Annotated in this window: 17 protein-coding genes and 1 riboswitch; of the genes, 11 read left to right on the top strand and 6 right to left on the bottom strand. The window is 55.3% G+C overall.

What is annotated here, in order from left to right; translation table 11 throughout:
• Positions 1-109 precede the first annotated feature (109 nt).
• Positions 110-1738, bottom strand: coding sequence for a DNA recombination protein RmuC (locus EV680_RS07780; protein WP_132954210.1), 1629 nt, complete (start codon positions 1736-1738; stop codon positions 110-112).
• 129 nt (positions 1739-1867) lie between these two features.
• Here EV680_RS07780 and EV680_RS07775 point away from each other — a divergent pair, with 129 nt between their 5' ends.
• The gene (locus tag EV680_RS07775) at positions 1868-2821 is read left to right on the top strand and encodes an AEC family transporter (protein WP_132954181.1); all 954 of its coding nucleotides are present in this window, start codon (positions 1868-1870) and stop codon (positions 2819-2821) included.
• A gap of 64 nt (positions 2822-2885) precedes the next feature.
• On the opposite strand, the gene EV680_RS07770 is transcribed toward EV680_RS07775, so the two are convergent.
• Positions 2886-3575, bottom strand: a complete 690-nt coding sequence (locus tag EV680_RS07770; protein WP_132954180.1) for a 7-cyano-7-deazaguanine/7-aminomethyl-7-deazaguanine transporter — start codon at positions 3573-3575, stop codon at positions 2886-2888.
• 72 nt (positions 3576-3647) lie between these two features.
• Entirely contained in the window at positions 3648-4121 is a 474-nt protein-coding gene (gene queF / locus EV680_RS07765; RefSeq protein ID WP_132954179.1) for a preQ(1) synthase, read from the bottom strand.
• A gap of 4 nt (positions 4122-4125) precedes the next feature.
• A riboswitch (PreQ1 riboswitch) is annotated at positions 4126-4170 on the bottom strand.
• A 169-nt stretch (positions 4171-4339) separates the two neighbouring features.
• Between queF and EV680_RS07760 the strand changes: the two genes are divergently transcribed.
• The 4 genes from EV680_RS07760 to EV680_RS07745 all read left to right on the top strand — a co-directional run bounded on the left by EV680_RS07760 (position 4340) and on the right by EV680_RS07745 (position 7714).
• The gene (locus tag EV680_RS07760; protein WP_132954178.1) at positions 4340-4570 is read left to right on the top strand and encodes a DUF896 domain-containing protein; all 231 of its coding nucleotides are present in this window, start codon (positions 4340-4342) and stop codon (positions 4568-4570) included.
• A gap of 98 nt (positions 4571-4668) precedes the next feature.
• The gene (locus EV680_RS07755) at positions 4669-5535 is read left to right on the top strand and encodes a pirin family protein (RefSeq protein WP_207894316.1); all 867 of its coding nucleotides are present in this window, start codon (positions 4669-4671) and stop codon (positions 5533-5535) included.
• A gap of 221 nt (positions 5536-5756) precedes the next feature.
• Positions 5757-6398 (top strand): MBL fold metallo-hydrolase, encoded by a 642-nt coding sequence (locus EV680_RS07750; protein WP_132954177.1) that lies wholly within the window; start codon positions 5757-5759, stop codon positions 6396-6398.
• 131 nt (positions 6399-6529) lie between these two features.
• On the top strand, positions 6530-7714 hold the full coding sequence (locus EV680_RS07745; RefSeq protein WP_132954176.1) for an OmpA family protein: 1185 nt from the start codon (positions 6530-6532) through the stop codon (positions 7712-7714).
• A 113-nt stretch (positions 7715-7827) separates the two neighbouring features.
• On the opposite strand, the gene yihA is transcribed toward EV680_RS07745, so the two are convergent.
• Positions 7828-8481, bottom strand: coding sequence for a ribosome biogenesis GTP-binding protein YihA/YsxC (yihA, locus tag EV680_RS07740; protein ID WP_132954175.1), 654 nt, complete (start codon positions 8479-8481; stop codon positions 7828-7830).
• A gap of 143 nt (positions 8482-8624) precedes the next feature.
• On the opposite strand from yihA, the gene EV680_RS07735 reads away from it, so the two are divergent.
• The 5 genes from EV680_RS07735 to EV680_RS07715 all read left to right on the top strand — a co-directional run bounded on the left by EV680_RS07735 (position 8625) and on the right by EV680_RS07715 (position 15296).
• Positions 8625-9251, top strand: a complete 627-nt coding sequence (locus EV680_RS07735) for a c-type cytochrome (protein ID WP_132954174.1) — start codon at positions 8625-8627, stop codon at positions 9249-9251.
• Positions 9252-9509: 258 nt separating this feature from the next.
• Positions 9510-11474 (top strand): cytochrome c biogenesis protein ResB, encoded by a 1965-nt coding sequence (locus EV680_RS07730; RefSeq protein WP_132954208.1) that lies wholly within the window; start codon positions 9510-9512, stop codon positions 11472-11474.
• The gene (gene ccsB / locus EV680_RS07725; RefSeq protein ID WP_132954173.1) at positions 11458-12654 is read left to right on the top strand and encodes a c-type cytochrome biogenesis protein CcsB; all 1197 of its coding nucleotides are present in this window, start codon (positions 11458-11460) and stop codon (positions 12652-12654) included. The genes EV680_RS07730 and ccsB overlap by 17 nt, the downstream gene beginning before the upstream one ends.
• A gap of 437 nt (positions 12655-13091) precedes the next feature.
• Positions 13092-14654 (top strand): TerC family protein, encoded by a 1563-nt coding sequence (locus EV680_RS07720; RefSeq protein ID WP_132954172.1) that lies wholly within the window; start codon positions 13092-13094, stop codon positions 14652-14654.
• 87 nt (positions 14655-14741) lie between these two features.
• Positions 14742-15296: a hypothetical protein gene (locus EV680_RS07715; RefSeq protein WP_132954171.1), complete on the top strand. Its 555-nt coding sequence runs from the start codon at positions 14742-14744 to the stop codon at positions 15294-15296.
• 122 nt (positions 15297-15418) lie between these two features.
• On the opposite strand, the gene EV680_RS07710 is transcribed toward EV680_RS07715, so the two are convergent.
• Positions 15419-16090: an alpha/beta hydrolase-fold protein gene (locus EV680_RS07710; protein ID WP_132954170.1), complete on the bottom strand. Its 672-nt coding sequence runs from the start codon at positions 16088-16090 to the stop codon at positions 15419-15421.
• 236 nt (positions 16091-16326) lie between these two features.
• On the bottom strand, positions 16327-17115 hold the full coding sequence (locus EV680_RS07705) for an inositol monophosphatase family protein (protein WP_132954169.1): 789 nt from the start codon (positions 17113-17115) through the stop codon (positions 16327-16329).
• A gap of 78 nt (positions 17116-17193) precedes the next feature.
• Here EV680_RS07705 and EV680_RS07700 point away from each other — a divergent pair, with 78 nt between their 5' ends.
• Positions 17194-17919 carry a 16S rRNA (uracil(1498)-N(3))-methyltransferase gene (locus tag EV680_RS07700; RefSeq protein WP_132954168.1) on the top strand — a complete coding sequence of 242 codons (726 nt, stop codon included), beginning with the start codon at positions 17194-17196 and terminating at the stop codon, positions 17917-17919.
• Positions 17920-18107 lie beyond the last annotated feature (188 nt).

Genomic DNA, 18107 nt, shown 5'->3' with positions numbered 1-18107 from the left:
ACTGGGCACCCGCCTGCGCGGGTGCGACAGATATTGGGTTTTGCATAAGCCACAGGCCGTCTGAAAGGTTTCAGACGGCCTGTGGCTTATTACTTACGCAGCTCTTTATTTATTCGGCGGCATCGGATGGTTCGCCCAGCGCGGGGGTTTGCGCCTGTTCGGCCAGCTGGCGTTCGATTTGTTTGGTGGCTTTCACGCCGAGCTTGCGCAGCTTTTCGGCGCGGGTAACGAGGTTGCCGCGGCCATCGTAGAGCTGTTTGTAGGCGGCTTGGTAGCCGTTTTGCGCCTGCTCGATGTTTTTGCCCACGCCCTCCAGCGTGGTAACGAAGCCGACGAATTTGTCGTAAAGCCGGCCGCCTTCTTCGGCAATGGCCAGTGCGTTTTGGTTTTGCTGCTCGTTGCGCCAGATGTTGGCCACGGTGCGCAAGGTGGCCAGAAGCGTGCTGGGGCCTACCAGCATGATGCGTTTGTCGAAGCATTCCTGGAAGAGTTGGTGGTCGTGTTGCAGCGCCAATAAATAGGCGGGCTCGACGGGAATAAACATAAACACGAAATCGAGCGTGTTGATGCCTTCGATGTCGCTGTATTGCTTGAGCGAGAGGCCTTTGATGTGGGCGCGGATGCTGGCCACATGGGCGGCAAGCTCGCGCTCGGCTTCGCTGCTGTTTTGCGATTGGGTGTAGCGCACATAGGCGGTGAGCGACACTTTGCTGTCGATGATGATTTGTTTGTGGTCGGGCAGGTTGATGAGCACGTCGGGCTGGAGGCGGCGGGTGCTGCCGTCTTCTTCGGTGCGCGTGCCGCCGGCTTGCACGATGTATTCGCGCCCTTTGGCGAGGCCGGAATTTTCGAGCACGGTTTCCAGAATCATTTCGCCCCAGTTGCCCTGGCTTTTGTTTTGCGTGCCGGTGAGGGCTTGGGTGAGCGCTTTGGCGTCGGTGTGCAGCTGGCTGTTGAGGCTTTGCAGGCGTTTGAGCTCGTTTTCGAGGGTGAGCCGCTCTTTGGCTTCTTTTTCGTAAGTGGTTTGCACCAGCTGGCTGAATTGGCCCATGCGCTCGTTGAGTGGGTTGAGCAGGCGGGTGATGCTTTCTTGGTTGTGCTCGCTGAATTTTTTGCTTTTTTCGTCGAGAATATTGTTGGCGAGGTTTTGAAACTGATCGGAGAGGCTTTGGCGCGCTTCGGCCAAAAGGGCGAGCTTTTCTTCGGCCGCCAGGCGCTCTTGCTCGATTTGGGTGGAGAGGCGCTCGTTGCGCACCTGCAAATCGGCATGGGTTTGCTGCAGGGTGGCAAAATCGGCTTTCAGACGGCCTAATTCTTGCTCGCGGCTTTGCAGATGCTCGATGTGTTGGCGGGCGGCGGCGAGGCGGCTGTGCAATTCTTGCGCTTGTGTTTGCACTTCTTGGCCGTGGCGGCGGCTTTCGGCCAGCTCGTTTGGCAGGGCGCTCAGGCGGCGGTTGTCGGCTTCGGCGGCGGCAAGCGCGTTTTGGTCGGCTTGATATTGCTGTTGCAAGGCTTGCAGCGCGGCTTCGGCTTCGGCTTGCTCGCGCTCGGCAAATTGGTGCTGCTGGGTGCGCTCGGTGAGGGCGTTTTGCAGGGCGGCCTGCTCGCTTTGATGCTGCGCGCGCGCGGCCTGCATGGCGGCTTGGTATTTGTTTTTCAGCACGAGCCAGGTAATCAATATGCTGAAAAAGGCGGCGGCCAAGGCGGCGAGCAGGATTTGGATGTGGGTGTCGGTCATGGGATAAAGAATGGCCGTCTGAAACGGCGGATGTGGAATGGGTAAAACGATGTAAACTATATCATGTTTCAGACGGCCTGTTTGCGGTATCATAAGCCGGTGAATAGATAATATCTAAATGGATGCGTGATGACGGGTTTTTGGGATGCGGTGTGGTTTGCGGTGTCGGTAACGGTGCCGAGCATTTTACTGTTGCTATTCGGCGTGGCTTTGCGGCGCAGCGGCCAGGTGGATGCGCATTTTTGTATGCAGGCTTCGAAGCTTGTGTTTAATTATGGCTTGCCGTGTTTGCTGTTTGTTAATTTGTTTGGCAGCGAAATTCATTATGGTGAGCAGATATTGTTGCTGCTGGCCGGAGCGGCGGCCACGCTGGTGCTGTTTTTCGGGGCGGAGCTTTATGCCTGGCGCTTTGTGCCGGCTGCGCGGGATAAGGGCGTGTTTGTGCAGGGCGTGTTTCGCAGCAATTTGGGCATTATGGGCTTGGCTTTTGTGCTCAATGCTTATGGCAGCGAGGGCTTGGCCGCCGGCGCGGTGTATACCGGCGTGATCACGATTTTGTTTAATGTGTTGGCGGTGATTACGCTGAGCCGCTCGGGTGGCTCGGCATGGCAGAAGTTGCGGCTGGTGGGCTGGAAAATCGTCACCAACCCGCTGATTGTGGCGATTGTGCTGGCGCTGGGGATGCAGGCTTTGCACATCGGCGTGCCCAAGCCTTTGCTGCAAACGGCAAATTATGTGGGCAATATTTCGCTGCCTTTGGCGCTGATTTGCGCCGGTGCCACATTTGATATGCGCTCGATGTTGAAAATGTCGGATATTTCTTTGCAGGCGAGCATCGGCCGCCTGCTGGTGGCGCCGCTGGTGGCGGTGGCCACGGGGCTGGCGTTTGGTTTGAGCGGCGTGCCTATGGGCGTGCTTTATCTGATGAGCGCCACGCCGGTGGCGGCGGCCAGCTATGTGATGGCCAGAGCTATGGGCGGCAATGATGTGGCGGCGGCCAACATCACCGGCATCACCACGTTTGGGGCGATGTTTTCGGCGGCAGCGGGGATTGTGGTGTTGCGCAGCTTGGGTTTGATGTAGGCAACAGCCATTTATTGCAAAGGCCGTCTGAAACGTTTCAGACGGCCTTTGTGCATATTGCATATTATGATTCGGTCGACAGCTTGGGCGCAGGTGCATCATGCGCTTGATTTTGCTGCAATACGGTGAGCTTGCGGGTGAGGTATTTCAAAATCACGCCGTAAGCGGGCAGGAAAAACAGGCCGCAAATGGCGATTTTAAACAGAAAATCCACCCAGGCGATTTCGGGCCAGTGGGCGGCCATAAAGGCGTCGCTGCTGGCGTAAAAAGCGATGCTGAAGAAAACCAGTGTGTCCACTGCATTGCCGAAGCTGGTGGAAGCGGCGGGCGCCACCCACCAGGCTTTGAGCCGGCGCAATTTGTCGAACACGAAAATATCCAGCAATTGCCCCACGGCATAGGCGGCGAAGCTCGCCAGCGCGATGCGGCCGACAAAGCTGTTGAAGCCGGCGATGGCCGCCCAGCCGGTCCAGCTGCCTTGGCTGAACCACACCGACACGGCATAAGAGAGCGCGAGCGCCGGCAGCATCACCCAAAAAATAATGCGCCGCGCCAGCTGGCGGCCGAAAATGCGCACGGTCAAATCGGTGGTGAGAAAGATAAAGGGAAAGGTAAACGCGCCCCAAGTGGTGTGAAAGCCGAATAATTCAAATGGAAACTGCACCAGATAATTGCTGGCGGCAATCACGAGAATATGGAAAAAACTCAGCCACACTAAGGCTTTGCGCTGTTGCGCGGGGGTGAATGTGTACATAATCATCTTTTAAAAAAGGCAAGGCTTTCAGACGGCCTGTTGGCAGGCCGTCTGAAACATTATCAAGCAAAATTATTGCATATCGTGGGCAAACAGGCGCTCTTCAGCCAGCGCGGCAAAGCGCGTGTCCGGGCGGCCCCAGTTGGCAAACGGATGAATGGCGATGCCGCCGCGCGGGGTGAATTCGCCGAATACTTCGATGTATTTGGGCTGCATCAGCGCGATCAGATCTTTCATGATAATGTTGACACAGTCTTCATGAAAATCGCCGTGGTTGCGGAAGCTGAACAGATAAAGCTTGAGCGATTTGCTCTCCACCATTTGAATATCGGGAATGTAGCGGATATAAATAGTGGCGAAATCGGGCTGGCCGGTCATCGGGCACAGGCTGGTGAATTCGGGGCAGACGAATTTCACAAAATAATCGTTGCCCGGGTGTTTGTTGGGAAAGGCTTCGAGCACTTCGGGGGCATAATCGGCACGGTATTCGGTGTGCTGATTGCCCAAAAGCGACAAGCCGCCCAGCTCTTCGGTGTTGCGGGACATAATGGATTCCTTAGTTTTTTAATGTGGGAGGTTTGCGAACCACAAAATCAAGCGGAGAGGGATTTTACTATAAGTAGCAGATTCAGGTATAAAAATATTGCCAAGGCCGTCTGAAACCGATTTGCCACAGTATCAAAAATGTGCGTACTGTTTTATTGGTTTTGTTATTGATATAATCAATCCACATTAAAAAACCAATAAACAAAAAAGGAGGCGATATGCGTATCCCCGAATTAGACCGCATCAACCAATTGGCCCGTAAAGCGCGCCTTGTGCCTTTGAGCGAAGCCGAGCTGGCCGAGCGCGAAGTGTTGCGCAAAGCCTATCTGAAAGCCGTTACCGGCCAGATGAGCAATATTTTGTCAACGGTGACGGTGGTTGATTACGACGGCCGCGACGTTACCCCCGCCAAGCTGCGTGCCGCTCAGGCCGCCGGCATGGCTGTGTAAAGAAACAGCAAAGGCCGTCTGAAGCGTTGAAAATGCAATCTGAGCTTTCAGACGGCCTCCCTCAAAAAACATTATTTGAATAGAATAAAGGAACCATCATGAGAACCATCCGCAAAATCTACAACGCCCCCGCCAAACATTGGGTGGGCAACGGCTTTTATGTGTCCCCGCTGTTTTCCCACATGGGCGAAGACAAACAAACCAGCCCGTTTTTGATGTTTGACTATGCCATGCCGCACACTTTCGCGCCCAACAACGGCGCACCGCGTGGCGTGGGCGCCCACCCGCACAGCGGCTTTGAAACCGTGACCATCGCCTATCAAGGCGAAGTGGCGCACCGCGATTCCACCGGCAGCGGCGGCGTAATCGGCGAGGGCGATGTGCAATGGATGACCGCCGGCGCCGGCATTGTGCACGAAGAATTCCACGCCGAATCGTTTGGCAAACGCGGCGGCGAATTTGAAATGGCGCAATTGTGGGTAAACCTGCCGGCCAAAGACAAAAAAACGCCCGCCCGCTACCAACACCTGGCCAAAGACAACATCACCGTGGTGCCGTTGGCCGATGATGCCGGCCATGCCCGCATTATCGCCGGCCGCTTCGGCAGCGCCGATGGTGCAGCCGAAACCTTCACCGAGCTTAATGTGTGGGATATCGTGCTCAACAGCGGTGCGGGCGCCGATTTGGATGTGCCGGCCAGCCACAACCTGATGTTGGTGGTGTTGCGCGGCGAAGTGCGCATCAATGGCGGCCAAAGCGTGCAAGCCAGCCAAATGGCCACGTTTGAACGCGAAAGCGGCAACGTGAAAGTAGAAGCCGTGGGCGGCGAAGCCAAAATCCTGCTGCTCAGCGGCGTGCCGATTGATGAGCCGGTGGTCGGCTACGGCCCGTTTGTGATGAATACCGAAGCGGAAATCGCCGAAGTGATGAACGAATTTCGCAGCGGCAAATTCGGCGCTGTGTAAAATCGGATAACACATGGCCGCATCATGCAGGCCGAATAAAGGCCGTCTGAAAGAAAAGTTTCAGACGGCCTTTTCTATGGCGGCTTGAGAGGGCGGCGAAGATGAAAAACACCGCGTAAGCGCGTATGATAACGGGCATTAAATCAGGCCTGCGATAATGCAGTCAAAACAGGCCGTCTGAAACCCAACTATTAAATAAAATCAATCAAGGAATCAAAAGCATGGCCTTACAATTTGAAATCATGCCGGTTACGCCGTTTCGGCAAAACTGCACGCTGCTTTGGGACGACGAAAGCGGCCAAGCCGTGCTCACCGATGTGGGCGGCGATGTGGCGCATGTGTTGCAAGAAGCAGCCAAGCGGCAGCTTCAGCTGCAAGCCGTGTGGCTCACCCACGGCCATCTCGACCATGCCGGCGGCGTGGCCGATTTGCTCAAGCAGCAGGCCGTGCCGGTGTGGGGGCCGCATGCCGATGACGGCTATCTGCTCGAATCGCTGCCGCAAACCACCGCATCTTATGCTTCCTACGGCTTTCCCATTGCCGAAGCTTTTGTGCCCGACGGCTGGCTCTCAGAGGGCGGCAAGCTGAAAGTGGGCGCTTATGAATTCGATGTGCTGCACATTCCCGGCCACACGCCCGGCCATGTGGTGTTTTACTGCGCCGCAGAAAAATTGCTGATTGCCGGCGATGTGTTGTTTTATGAGAGCATCGGCCGCACCGATTTTCCGCGCGGCAACCATGCCGATTTAATCAGCAACATCACCGGTAAGCTCTTGGTGCTGCCGGAAGACACCCGCGTGATACCCGGCCACGGCAGAATGACCACAATTGGGCACGAAAAGCGACATAATCCGTTTTTATAGGCACTCAAACTGTAAAAATTGTTTAAGTTGCAGCCATGCCGGGCAAGCCATTGTTATCGCTGCGGTAGTATTTACACAACGCGCATGCTTCGCGCATGCCGTATTTCCGAAAAATTCAGAAGGAGTGATCAATGTCTATTGACTTGGGTAATTTGTTGCAAAGCCAATTGGGTAGCGTGCTGGGCCAGTTTCTGACCAACAGCGGCGAAGCAGAAGAGAGCAGCGGCAAAGCCGCGGGCTTGGCGATTCCCGCCATTGTGGCCGGCTTGGTGAAACACGTCAGCGGCAACCCCACGAATGCCTCAGGCCTGTTTGACCTGATCACCGGTGCCGCCGGCAATTCGCTCACCGGTGCCGTGTCGCAAGCGGCCGAAGGCAGCAATTTGGGCAGCCTGATTGATTTGGGCAAAAGCCTGCTGCCCAATCTCTTGGGCGGCAATGCGGCCGATGTGGCCGATCAGATTTCGCAACAAAGCGGCGTGTCTAAAGCATCGGCCGGCTCTTTGCTGTCGCTGGCTCTGCCCTTGGTGCTGTCGGTGTTGCGCGGCCAGGCTAAAGAAGGCAACTTGAACCAAGGCCAATTGCTCGGCCTGCTCGCCCAGCAGCAAGGCTGGCTCTCGCAAGTGCTCGACAGCAATATGCTGTCGGCCTTGGGCATCGGCAGCCTCAGCGGCATCTTCGGCGGCTTGAACAACCTTATAAGCGGCTTGGGCAATGCCGGCGCAGCTGTGGCCGGCGGTGCCGCCGCAGCCACGGCTGCCGCCAAAAAAGGCGGCAACGGCAAATGGATTGCGCTGGCCGTCGCCGCGGTGTTGGCTCTGCTTGCCTTTAAGAGCTGCGGCAATGGCGAGCAGGCTGCTGCGCCTGCAGCATCCGAGCCGGCGGCTTCTGCCGTGTCTGAAGCAGTTGCTGAAGCGGCCAGCGCACCTGCCGCGCCTGCCGCAGCGTCAGAAGCTTCTGCGCCCGCCCCGGTTGCAGCCGACAATGCCCGCGTGGTGTATGAAAACGGCGTGGCCACATTCTTCTTCGCCACCGGTAAAAACGATGTTGCCGAAGGTGCGCAAACCATTGTGGCCGATGTGATCAATGCCGGCAAAGACGGTAAAAAGCTGGTGGTCAGCGGCTTTGCCGACAGCACCGGTAATGCGGCCGCCAATGAAGAATTGTCGAAACAGCGCGCACAAGCCGTGCAGGCTTTCTTTGAAGCACAAGGCGTGAATGCGGCCAATATCGAATTGCGCAAGCCGGAAAACACCACCGGCGCGGTGGGCAATGATGTGGAAGGCCGCCGCGTGGAAGTGAAAGTGGAAGGCTGAGCCGGATAAGTATCCACGCTGCGAAAAGGCCGTCTGAATGTTCAGACGGCCTTTTTTGTTTGGTGTGGCGTGTTTGTTTGCTTGTTCAGACGGCCATGCATTGTGTTGCTGATTCAGCCCTCATTTTCATCTGGCAGCGGATTTTCAGCTTCCGCTTCAGCTTGCTCGGCTGCGGCGGCAAACCAGGCGGCCACCACATTGTTTACTTCCTCAATACCCTGCTTTTTCAAGCTGGAAAACAATTGCACGCTGATTTGTTGGCGCTCGGCAAAAGGCTTTAACGCTTTCTTGACCGCAGACAAGGTTTTGATTTGGTCATTTTTGGATAATTTGTCTGCCTTGGAGAGCAAAATATGCACCGGCCGGCCGGTGATGTGGAAAAAATCCAGCATCTGCACATCCAGCGGCTTGAGCGGGTGGCGGGCGTCCATAATCAGCACCAAGCCGATCAATGCTTGGCGTTGCTGTAAATAATCGCCCAAAAGCTTCACCCAGTGCGCGCGAATGGCTTCGGGCACCTGCGCATAGCCGTAGCCGGGCAAGTCCACCATAAAGCCGCCATTGGCCAGCTCGAAAAAGTTGATGTGCTGGGTGCGACCCGGCGTTTTCGACACATAAGCCAGCCGCACATGGTTGCACAAGGTGTTTATCGCGCTGGATTTACCGGCATTGCTGCGACCGACAAAGGCAATTTCGGCCGGCGTGTCGGGCAGATCCTTCAAGTGGTTGACGGTGGTGAAAAATTTTGCGTTTTGAAAAAGGTTCATGTGTAGTAAAATTGTGTGAATTTAGTATAGAATAGCATGTTTACAGAATTATCGGTTTAGCCGGGTGCAAATAAAATCCGGCATTGAGTATAGAAAAAAGGCGTTGCGGCAGCGGGCCGCAATGCTGTAATCAGGAGCATTCCATGAAACGTTTTACCTTATTAGCGCTGGCCTTGGCCGCCGGCTCGGTGATGGCGGCACAGCCGAAGGGCGATATCGCCAAGGGAAAAGAAATCGCCACCAATATCTGCGCGGCCTGCCATGCGGCCGACGGTAACAGCGGCATTGCCATGTATCCCAAGCTTTCTGCGCAATTTCCGAATTATATCTTCCACCAAACCAAAGCTATTAAAGAGGGCAAGCGCACCACCGGCGCGGCCGCTTCAATGGCGCCGATGGTGATGGGCTTGTCGGATCAAGATATTGCCGACGTGTCGGCTTTTTATGCCAAGCAATTCCCGAAAGCGGGTGAGGCCAATCCGAAAGATAATTTCGAATTGGGTGCGCGCATTTTCCGCGGCGGCCTGGCCGATAAAAAAGTGCCGGCCTGCATGGCCTGCCACGGTCCCAACGGCGCGGGTATGCCCGGCGGCGGCACCGACATCGTGGCTTATCCGCGTTTGGGCGGCCAGCATCAAGCCTATATCGTCGAGCAGCTGAAAGCCTATCAAAGCGGCCAGCGCGCCAATGCCATTATGGCCGATGTGGCGCAGCGCATGTCGGATGAAGACATGAAAGCCGTGGCCAACTTTATCCAAGGCCTGCATTGATTGCATAATTTGATGCACCGAGCCTGAGGCCGTCTGAACGCCATTATTCAGACGGCCTTTTACACATCAGCCTTTTACATTTAAATAGCGCACGGCAACAGGGGTAGGCACACAGCCATTGTGGTAAGCTTGCGCCTCGGCTGTGCCCGTTTGTCGGGCGCAGCGCCTTATTTGTTGTAAAACACCTACAGTTATATGAATTTGAAAACCGCCCCCGTTCCACTTATCCGCCGCCCGTGGTTTGCTTTTTTAAGCTCCATGCGCTTTGCCGTGGCTTTATTGAGCCTGCTGGGCATTGCCTCGATTATCGGCACCGTGTTGCAGCAAGGCCAGCCTTTGGCCAATTATCTGGTGAAATTCGGCCCGTTTTGGACAGAAATATTCGGCTTTTTGGGCTTGTTTGATGTGTATGCCTCGGGCTGGTTTGTGCTCATTATGCTGTTTTTGGTGCTGTCGGTGAGCTTATGCTTGTGGCGCAATATTCCGCCGTTCATGCGCGAGATGAAGTCTTACCGCCTTAAGGCCAGCCGCCAATCGCTGGCGGCCATGCGCCACAGCACGCTGTTGGAAGGTGGCGGCATCACGCCGGAAGTGGCGCAGCGCTATCTGGCGGTGCAAGGCTTCAGCAGTAAAACAGCGGTGCGCGATGATGGCTCGGTGCTGGTGGCGGCCAAAAAAGGCGCCATGAATAAATGGGGCTATATTTTCGCCCATGCCGCTATTGTGGTGATTTGCTTGGGCGGCCTGATCGACAGCAATCTTTTGCTCAAAGCAGGTATGCTCGCCGGCAAAATCGTGCCCGATAATGAAGCCATGTTTGCCAATGATTTTAAGCCGGAAAGCACGCTGGGCGCGGGCAATATTTCGTTTCGCGGCAATGTAAATATCATTGAAGGGCAAAGTGCCGATGTGGTGTTTCTCAATGCCGACAAAGGCATGTTGGTGCAGGATCTGCCTTTTTCAGTGGAATTGAAAAAGTTTCATATTGATTTCTACAACACCGGCATGCCCAAGGATTTCGCCAGCGATTTGGTGGTAACCGATAAAGAGAGCGGCAAAAAAATCGAACAAACCATACGCGTCAACCATCCGCTCACTTTGCACGGCATCACCATTTATCAGGCCAGCTTTGCCGATGGCGGCTCCGATTTGAAATTCAAAGCCTGGAATCTGGCCGGTCATCAGCGCAAGCCCGCGCAGATGGATGCGGTGTCGATGCGCGAATTTCCGCTGGATATGGGCGGCAAAAAATACCGGCTCGAATTCGACCAGTTTACCGCCATGAATGTGGAAGACATGAGCACGCCGCCCGAAAAAAGGGCGCAAAGCCTGCAAAACACGCTCAACGATGTGCGCGCGGTGCGGCAGGAAAAGAAATTCACCAATATCGGCCCCTCTATTATTTACCGCTTGCGTGATGATGCCGGCCAGGCGGTGGAATATAAAAACTATATGCTGCCGATGAAGCAGGAAGAAGATTATTTCTTTATCACCGGCACCCGCGAAGGTTTGGAGCAGCAATACCGCTGGCTGCGGCTGCCGGCCGACGGCGAAGCCAAAATTGACACCTTTATGGCGCTGCGCGAAGCGCTCAATGATGAAGATTTCCGCCGTCAAGCCGTAGCCAAAGCCACGGCGGCAACGCCCGAGCATTTGCGCGGCCAGTTTAACCAGGCGGTGGAAAACACCTTGGGCCTGTTTGCCAAGGGCGGCTATATTGCGCTGAATGATTTTATCGCCAACAATATCCCGCAGGCAGAGCAGGAAAAAATGCAGGATTATTTTTACCAGATACTTTACGGCGCGATGAACACGCTTTTGGATGAAACCATCCGCCGCGACGGCTTGAGCGCCTGGCCGCAAAGCGATGCGCGCAACCGTTTTTTAATCAACAGCCTCGATGCCTACACCGGCCTGACTGTGTATCCCGCGCCGGTGCTGTTGCAGCTGGAGGGTTATAAAGAAGTGCGCTCGTCCGGCCTGCAAATGACCCGTTCGCCCGGCGCCTCGCTGGTGTATATCGGCTCGGTATTGCTGGTGCTGGGCACGGTGTTTATGTTTTACATACGCGAAAAACGCGCATGGTTGCTGTTTAACGGCGGCAAAGTGCGTTTTGCCATGTCGTCGAGCCGCAATGAGCGCGACCTCGATAAAGAATTTCCCGAACACAGCCTGCGCCTGCAGCAATTGGCAGAGGATTTAAATCATGACCGAAATCAGTAAAACCGATAAATTGCCCCCCGAGCATGCGCTGTTGGTGCAGCAATCGCTGCTAGGCCGTCTGAATAAGTGGGATTGGCTTTTTGCTGCGGCCATTGTGTTGGTTGCGGTGTTGGCGCAGATGTGGGTGAGCCACCATATGGATGGCTATGAGCAGGCGATTTTGTGGTTCAGCGCCGTTTCCACCATTTTGCTGGGCTGGTTTTTCAAGCCTTTGCGCTGGTTTGTGCCGCTGAGCATTGCGCTGGCTTATGGCGCGGTGAAACTTTATAGCGGCAATATCGATAACGGCGAAGGCTTTTTGCTGCGTTATTTTCTGAGCAGCCAATCGGCGATTATGTGGCAATGTGCGTTTGTGTTTTTCGCTTTGTTTTGCTATATCGCTGGTGCGGTGGCGGTGGGGCGGCAGCATGTGCAAACCAATACTTTGCTCGATATGGCGAGTGCATTCGGCTGGGTGTCGGCGCTAGCGGGCTTCACCGGCTTGTTGGTGCGCTGGCACGAGAGCTATCTTTTGCGCCCCGATGCGGGGCATATGCCGGTGTCCAACCTTTATGAGGTGTTTATTCTCTTTTTGGTGATCACCGCGCTGATGTATCTTTATTATGAAAAGAAATTCGCCATGCAGAAACTGGGCGGGTTTGTGTTTGCTTTTTTGGCGGTGGTGGTGGTGTTTGTGCTGTGGTACAGCGTGTCGCGCGAGGCGCATGCCATTCAGCCGCTGATTCCGGCTTTGCAATCGTGGTGGATGAAAATCCATGTGCCGGCCAATTTTGTCGGCTACGGTGCATTCTGCATGGCGGCGATGCTGGGCATTGCCCAATTGCTGGCTTTGCGCAGCGAAGCCAAAGGCAAAAAATCGTGGTTGCCGCCGGCGCAAATGATTGAAGAAGTGATGTATAAAGCCATTGCGGTGGGCTTTTTGTTTTTCACCATCGCCACCATTTTGGGTGCGCTGTGGGCAGCCGATGCCTGGGGGCGCTATTGGAGCTGGGATCCGAAAGAAACCTGGGCGTTTATTGTGTGGCTCAATTATGCGGTGTGGCTGCATTTGCGGCTTGTGGCCGGCTGGCGCGGCAAAGTGCTGGCCTGGTGGGCGATTATCGGCCTGTTTATCACGGCTTTTGCCTTTATCGGCGTGAATATGTTTTTGAGTGGCCTGCATTCTTACGGCACACTTTAAAAGCGCTTGGCGCAGCTTGCATTTTTGCGGCAAGCTGATAAACTTGAAACGTTTACATTCGAGGCATATTTTTACAACCATGAAAGACGAAGAGCAGAGCGGTTTGTGCGCGTGCAATCGAGGTGGTGAAACGTATGCAGAAAATTCGAGGCAGCCCTAGGCATAGGGTTGCCTTTTGTTATTTTTAAAAAACGGCACTTTATACCCATTCGAAAAAATAACCTAACTGCGTTGGCTTGCCTGGCCGTACTAGGTGTACTGTCGCAGGCTTCCGCCTTGTTATCTTATTTTTTCGAATGGGCATGACTGCCGTCAAGCGGCTTTCAGACGGCCTTTCAAAACAAAACCGAATTCAAAACAAGATAACAAAGCAGTTAAGATGTTTTTGGATTTAGGTATAAGGCCGTCTGAAAGCCGGCGCAAGGACATTAATCATTATGGATTTCAGCTGGCTTGCAGAGCCGACCACTTGGATAGGTTTTGCCACTTTGCTGGTGCTCGAGGTGGTGCTCGGCATCGACAATCTGGTGTTTGTGGCGATTTTGGCCAACAAGGTCAAACCCGCCTATCGCGATAAAGCGCGCATCACCGGCCTGACCTTGGCTATTGTGATGCGCATCATCATGCTGGGCTTTATGGCGCACATCATGACGCTGGTGCACCCGTGGTTTCATATCGGCTCGTTTGCCGTGTCGGGCAAAGATTTGATTATGCTCTTGGGCGGTTTGTTTCTGCTTTATAAAGCCACCACTGAATTGCACGAGCGGCTGGAAGGGCACAATCAGTTTCATGTGGCCGACACCAACAAAAAGCACGCGCCTTTTTGGGGTGTGGTGGCGCAGATTTTGGTGCTCGATGCCGTGTTTTCGATTGATTCGGTGATCACGGCTGTGGCCATGGTGGATCATATCGTGGTGGCGATGGCGGCTGTGGTGGTGGCCATGAGTGTGATGATTTGGGCGAGCAAGCCGCTCACCGAATTTGTGGACCGCCACCCCACTGTGGTGATGCTGTGTTTGGGCTTTTTGCTGATGATTGGTTTCAGCCTGATTGCCGAAGCTTTTCATTTCCACATTCCCAAAGGCTATCTTTATGCCGCTATCGGTTTCTCGATTCTGATTGAAGTGTTTAACCAGGTGTCGCAGAAAAACAGCAAGCGCAATGCCTATATCAGCAGCTCGTGGCGCCAGCGCACCGCAGAAAACGTGTTGGGCATGATGGGCATACGCGAAGCCGTGCTGGCCAAAGCCGGCAGCGGCGATGACGACAGCCACTTTGAAGAAAACGAAAAATCCATGATACGCAGCGTGCTCACGCTGGCCGAGCGGCCGATTTTGGGTGTGATGATTCCGCGGCGCGACATTGAGCGGCTCGACATTTCCCAAGGCCGCGAAGAGCAGGCCGCGCAGCTGCAAAACACGCCTTACAGCCGCTTGCTGGTGGTGGGCAAAGCCGGGGTGGACGAGCCTTTGGGCTATATCAACAAAAAAGACTTGCTCGCCCAATTGCTCGATGGCGGCGAAATGAATATTCAAACCGCCTTGCGCCAGCCGCTGATTCTGCCCGACAGCACCACGGCGCTCAATGCCATTGAGCTGTTTCGCAAAAACAGCGCCGATTATGCGTTGGTGGTGGATGAATTCGGCGCCATTCTCGGCATGGTTACCATGAAAGACATGCTCGAAGCGATTGCCGGCGAGTTTCCCGAAGAATTCGAACGCGAAGAAGCGCCGCTGATTCAGGCTAACACCGACGAGAGCCTCACGGTGGACGGCAGCCTCGAATATGTGGAGCTGGCGCAGCAAATCGCCTTGCCGCCACATAATGAAGATGCCGATTACCACACCGTGGCCGGCCTGATTATGGAAGAGCTGCAAGCCATTCCCGATGTGGGCGACCATATCGATTTTTACGGCTGGCGCTTTGAAGTTACCGAAAAAGAAGGGCAACGCATCGAACGCGTGCGCATCAGCCGCGCACCCGAGCCGGATGAAATGTGAGTATAATTAATATTATTTGAAACTTTTTCATCTGTTATCAATCTAATGGCCGATTGGTTTGATTAAATATCACAAAGGAGCTCGACCATGCGTTTCCCCTTCAACGGCATTGCCGCCTCGCTGCTGGCATTGGGTTTAGCCGCTTGCGGCAACAGCGCCGAACAAAACAGCACATCCGCCCCGGCTGCCAGCCAACCTATAGCCGCCAGCCAACCCGCAGCCACCGGCGTGAGCGAGCCGCTGGCGCAACTTGCTTCTGAAATACGGTCCGCCAGCGAAGGCAGCACGGCCGCTGCCGGTGAGCAAAACAACGGCCCGGTAAAAGCCTTCACCGCTTACGGCGTAGGCAAAACCGCTTGGCGCGCCGTGGTGCGCGGCGAGGCAGAAGCTAAGGGCAATAAACTGACACTTGAAGGTGAACATATCGATATGGTTGAATTGGATGCCGCGCGCTCGGCTTACGCTAAAGGTGTGGAATTTACGGCCGATGCTGCCGGCGTGCCCGTGAACCTGAATATCCGCAGCCAAACCTGCAAAGATGATCAAGGCAACACCACCGAATTCACCGCCACGCTCGATTACGGCAAACAAACCCTCAAAGGCTGCGCCGTGGCCGGTGCGCAGGAACATGCGCCGACTTGAGCTTGATTTTAAGGGCAAAAGGCCGTCTGAAAGAAAGTTTTTCAGACGGCCTTTGTTTTGGATTTCAAGTGCAATACTTGGAAAATGGAAGATTCTCTGCGGCTTACCGTTTTGCGATAGATTCAAGCCAACAGCCATTCAACCGCTCTGGCCATGCGTGCGGGCACATGCTCGAAATGGCCGCCGGGGTTGAGCTCGAAAATGCTGTTTACGCCGCGTGCCTGCATCAGCTGCTGCGCCGCTTGTGTGCGTGTTTCCACGCAGGCCAGGCGCGGGTTTTTGCTGTTTTTTTCGCGATCGCCCACCGAGAAATAAGCGCGCTCGGGCAGCGTGGGCGGGGCGTGCTGCAAAAAGTCGGCCAAGCCGTCAAACCAAAGCGAGCCGGACACGCTGGCGGTGCGGCTGAAAATATCGGTTTGGTAAGGGGCATACACGCTGAGCAGGCCGGCGAGCGAATAGCCGGCCAAGCCGCGCCATTGGGGCGCGATGCCGGCGGCGGCTTCGGCGGCGGGCACGATTTCGTGTGTGAGCGTGCCCAGATAGGCATCGGCGAGGCCGCCGAAATCGGCGCTGCCTTTAAAGGCTTTGGGCGCAGGCCAAGGGCTGAAATGCGTTTCCCAATCCGGCTCGTCCACCGCCACCAGCAATAAGGCATGTGCGGCGAGCAAATCGGCCAGCGGTGCGGCTTCGTGCGGCGGCAAATGGGTGTAAACCACAGGGCTGTTTGGCCGGCAGCGCGGCGTGCGGTATAAGGTGACGCTGCGATTGCCGAGAATGAGGGTTTGACTGTGCATGGCGGAAGGCCGTCTGAAAAAATAATGGGCAAAAAAAACCATTCATGCCAAGGGAGAAGCATGAATGGCCAATACATTGCGGGAAAACGTCTTACTCACTACTTCGATTACTCAAGGGAAAGCAATCTCTGTCAGCGCTGTTTATTCTAGCCGCTTGAGTTTTAATTGCCGTTAAGCTGTGCAATTATTCTATTAATTTATGCTGATTGAATTAAATTGTGTTTCAGACGGTCTGTTTATTGGTTGTCGCGTATCCATTTGAGCCATTGCGCAAACACGCCCGGCTGCATGGCGGCCACCACCGAGCGGCTGAACACATGCTCGCCGCTCCAAAAATCATCGCCTTCGAGTGTGGCCAGGCAGCCGCCGGCTTCTTCGAAAATCAGCGCGCCGGCGGCATAATCCCACAGCTTTTGGCCGCCGTGCACATACACATCGTAGCGGCCGGCGGCCAGATAGCACCAATCGAGCGTGCTGCTGCCGAGGCTGCGGATGCTGCCCACCGGCGCGAGCGTGTTCATGCGGCTGGAAAGCTTGCCCGAGCGCAGATATTTGATTTCAGCGCCGGCAATGGCTTCGTGCAAATTTTTTTCCACGCTGCGCAGCGGCAGGGTGCGGCCGTTGATATAGGCACCTTGGCCGCGCTGCGCATAGAAGCATTCATCACTCACCGGGTTGTATACCACGCCCAATTGGGCGCGGCCGTGGCGCACATAGGCGGCGGATAAGGCAAAATGCGGCAGGCCGTTGATAAAATTATTGGTGCCGTCGATGGGGTCGACCACCCACAAGCCTTCTTCGTTGTATTGCCATAAATGGCGCTGCTCTTGTGCGCTCATTTCTTCGCCGAGCATGGGGCAGGCAATGATTTCGGGCAAGCCGCAGGCAAACGCGGCCTGCGCGGCCAAGTCGGCTTCGGTGAGCAGCGAGCCGTCGAATTTACGGCTCACGGCCACATCGAGAAAGCGCGGCATCACTTCGGTTTGCGCCACTTCACGCACCAGCGCCTGGAGCTTGTTTAACACGATTGGTCCTTAAAACTTGCTATTTGAGCGGGGAAAAGCCAATATTACCATTTTCTGTTTCGAATATCATAATCCGCCATGCCCCGTTTTTATGTTTCTGCCGAATTAAACCCTGGCCTTATGCTTGAATTGCCCGATAATGTGCTCCGCCATCTGCATGTGTTGCGGGTGAAAGCGGGCGAAGAAATCACTTTGTTCAACGGCAACGGCCGCGCTTATGCCGCCCGGCTCACGGCGCTGGAAAAGCGGCGCGCGGCGGCTTTGGTGCTGGATGAAGCGGCACCGGCCAATGAATCGCCGCTGCGCATCACGCTGATACAGGCGGTGTCCGGCGGCGAGCGCATGGATTTCACCCTGCAAAAAAGCGTGGAATTGGGCGTGGCCGAAATTTGGCCGGTGCTGAGCGAGCGCAGCATTGTGCGGCTGGCCGGCGAGCGTGCCGACAAAAGGGTGGCGCGCTGGCAGGAAATCGTGGTGTCGGCCTGCGAGCAGAGCGGGCGCAACGTGGTGCCGCAGGTGCGGCCGCTGCAAAGCTACTGCGAAGCGCTGGCGGATTTGCCTGCGGCCGATGCGCGGCTGCTGCTGGGCTTGAACCATGCGCAAAGCCTGCAAAAAGCGGCCGCCGCGCCGCGCAACATTACGTTTATGGTCGGCCCCGAAGGCGGTTGGACGGCAGCAGAAGAGCAGCAGGCTTTTGCCGCCGGCTTTCAGGCGGTGAAGCTCGGCCCGCGCGTGTTGCGCACCGAAACGGCGGCGCTGGCGGCGATTGCGGCGATGCAGGTTTTGTGGGGCGATTTTGTGTGATGGGAGATTGAATAAAAAATATTGATAATATAGTGGCGCATGAGAAAGGCCGTCTGAAAGCATTGAGGCCGTCTGAAAAAGAGGGGGCAGACGTGTGAACTGCCCCCACAATCTTGGACATTTTTAAGCCACTAAATCAATCATTCTTCAAGCGGCGGTTGCAAACTGGGTTCTGTATGCCACAGGAC

The sequence above is a fragment of the Uruburuella suis genome, assembly GCF_004341385.1.
GTDB lineage: Bacteria > Pseudomonadota > Gammaproteobacteria > Burkholderiales > Neisseriaceae > Neisseria > Neisseria suis.
The sequence above is the reverse complement of the archived record's forward strand: the minus strand, read 5'-3'. Positions and strand labels throughout refer to the sequence as shown.

Coding starts and splice junctions, on each gene's coding strand:
- EV680_RS07780 (WP_132954210.1), bottom strand. CDS start 1,738: ATGACCGACACCCACATCCAAATCCTGCTCGCCGCCTTGGCCGCCGCC.
- EV680_RS07775 (WP_132954181.1), top strand. CDS start 1,868: ATGACGGGTTTTTGGGATGCGGTGTGGTTTGCGGTGTCGGTAACGGTG.
- EV680_RS07770 (WP_132954180.1), bottom strand. CDS start 3,575: ATGTACACATTCACCCCCGCGCAACAGCGCAAAGCCTTAGTGTGGCTG.
- queF (WP_132954179.1), bottom strand. CDS start 4,121: ATGTCCCGCAACACCGAAGAGCTGGGCGGCTTGTCGCTTTTGGGCAAT.
- EV680_RS07760 (WP_132954178.1), top strand. CDS start 4,340: ATGCGTATCCCCGAATTAGACCGCATCAACCAATTGGCCCGTAAAGCG.
- EV680_RS07755 (WP_207894316.1), top strand. CDS start 4,669: ATGAGAACCATCCGCAAAATCTACAACGCCCCCGCCAAACATTGGGTG.
- EV680_RS07750 (WP_132954177.1), top strand. CDS start 5,757: ATGGCCTTACAATTTGAAATCATGCCGGTTACGCCGTTTCGGCAAAAC.
- EV680_RS07745 (WP_132954176.1), top strand. CDS start 6,530: ATGTCTATTGACTTGGGTAATTTGTTGCAAAGCCAATTGGGTAGCGTG.
- yihA (WP_132954175.1), bottom strand. CDS start 8,481: ATGAACCTTTTTCAAAACGCAAAATTTTTCACCACCGTCAACCACTTG.
- EV680_RS07735 (WP_132954174.1), top strand. CDS start 8,625: ATGAAACGTTTTACCTTATTAGCGCTGGCCTTGGCCGCCGGCTCGGTG.
- EV680_RS07730 (WP_132954208.1), top strand. CDS start 9,510: ATGCGCTTTGCCGTGGCTTTATTGAGCCTGCTGGGCATTGCCTCGATT.
- ccsB (WP_132954173.1), top strand. CDS start 11,458: ATGACCGAAATCAGTAAAACCGATAAATTGCCCCCCGAGCATGCGCTG.
- EV680_RS07720 (WP_132954172.1), top strand. CDS start 13,092: ATGGATTTCAGCTGGCTTGCAGAGCCGACCACTTGGATAGGTTTTGCC.
- EV680_RS07715 (WP_132954171.1), top strand. CDS start 14,742: ATGCGTTTCCCCTTCAACGGCATTGCCGCCTCGCTGCTGGCATTGGGT.
- EV680_RS07710 (WP_132954170.1), bottom strand. CDS start 16,090: ATGCACAGTCAAACCCTCATTCTCGGCAATCGCAGCGTCACCTTATAC.
- EV680_RS07700 (WP_132954168.1), top strand. CDS start 17,194: ATGCCCCGTTTTTATGTTTCTGCCGAATTAAACCCTGGCCTTATGCTT.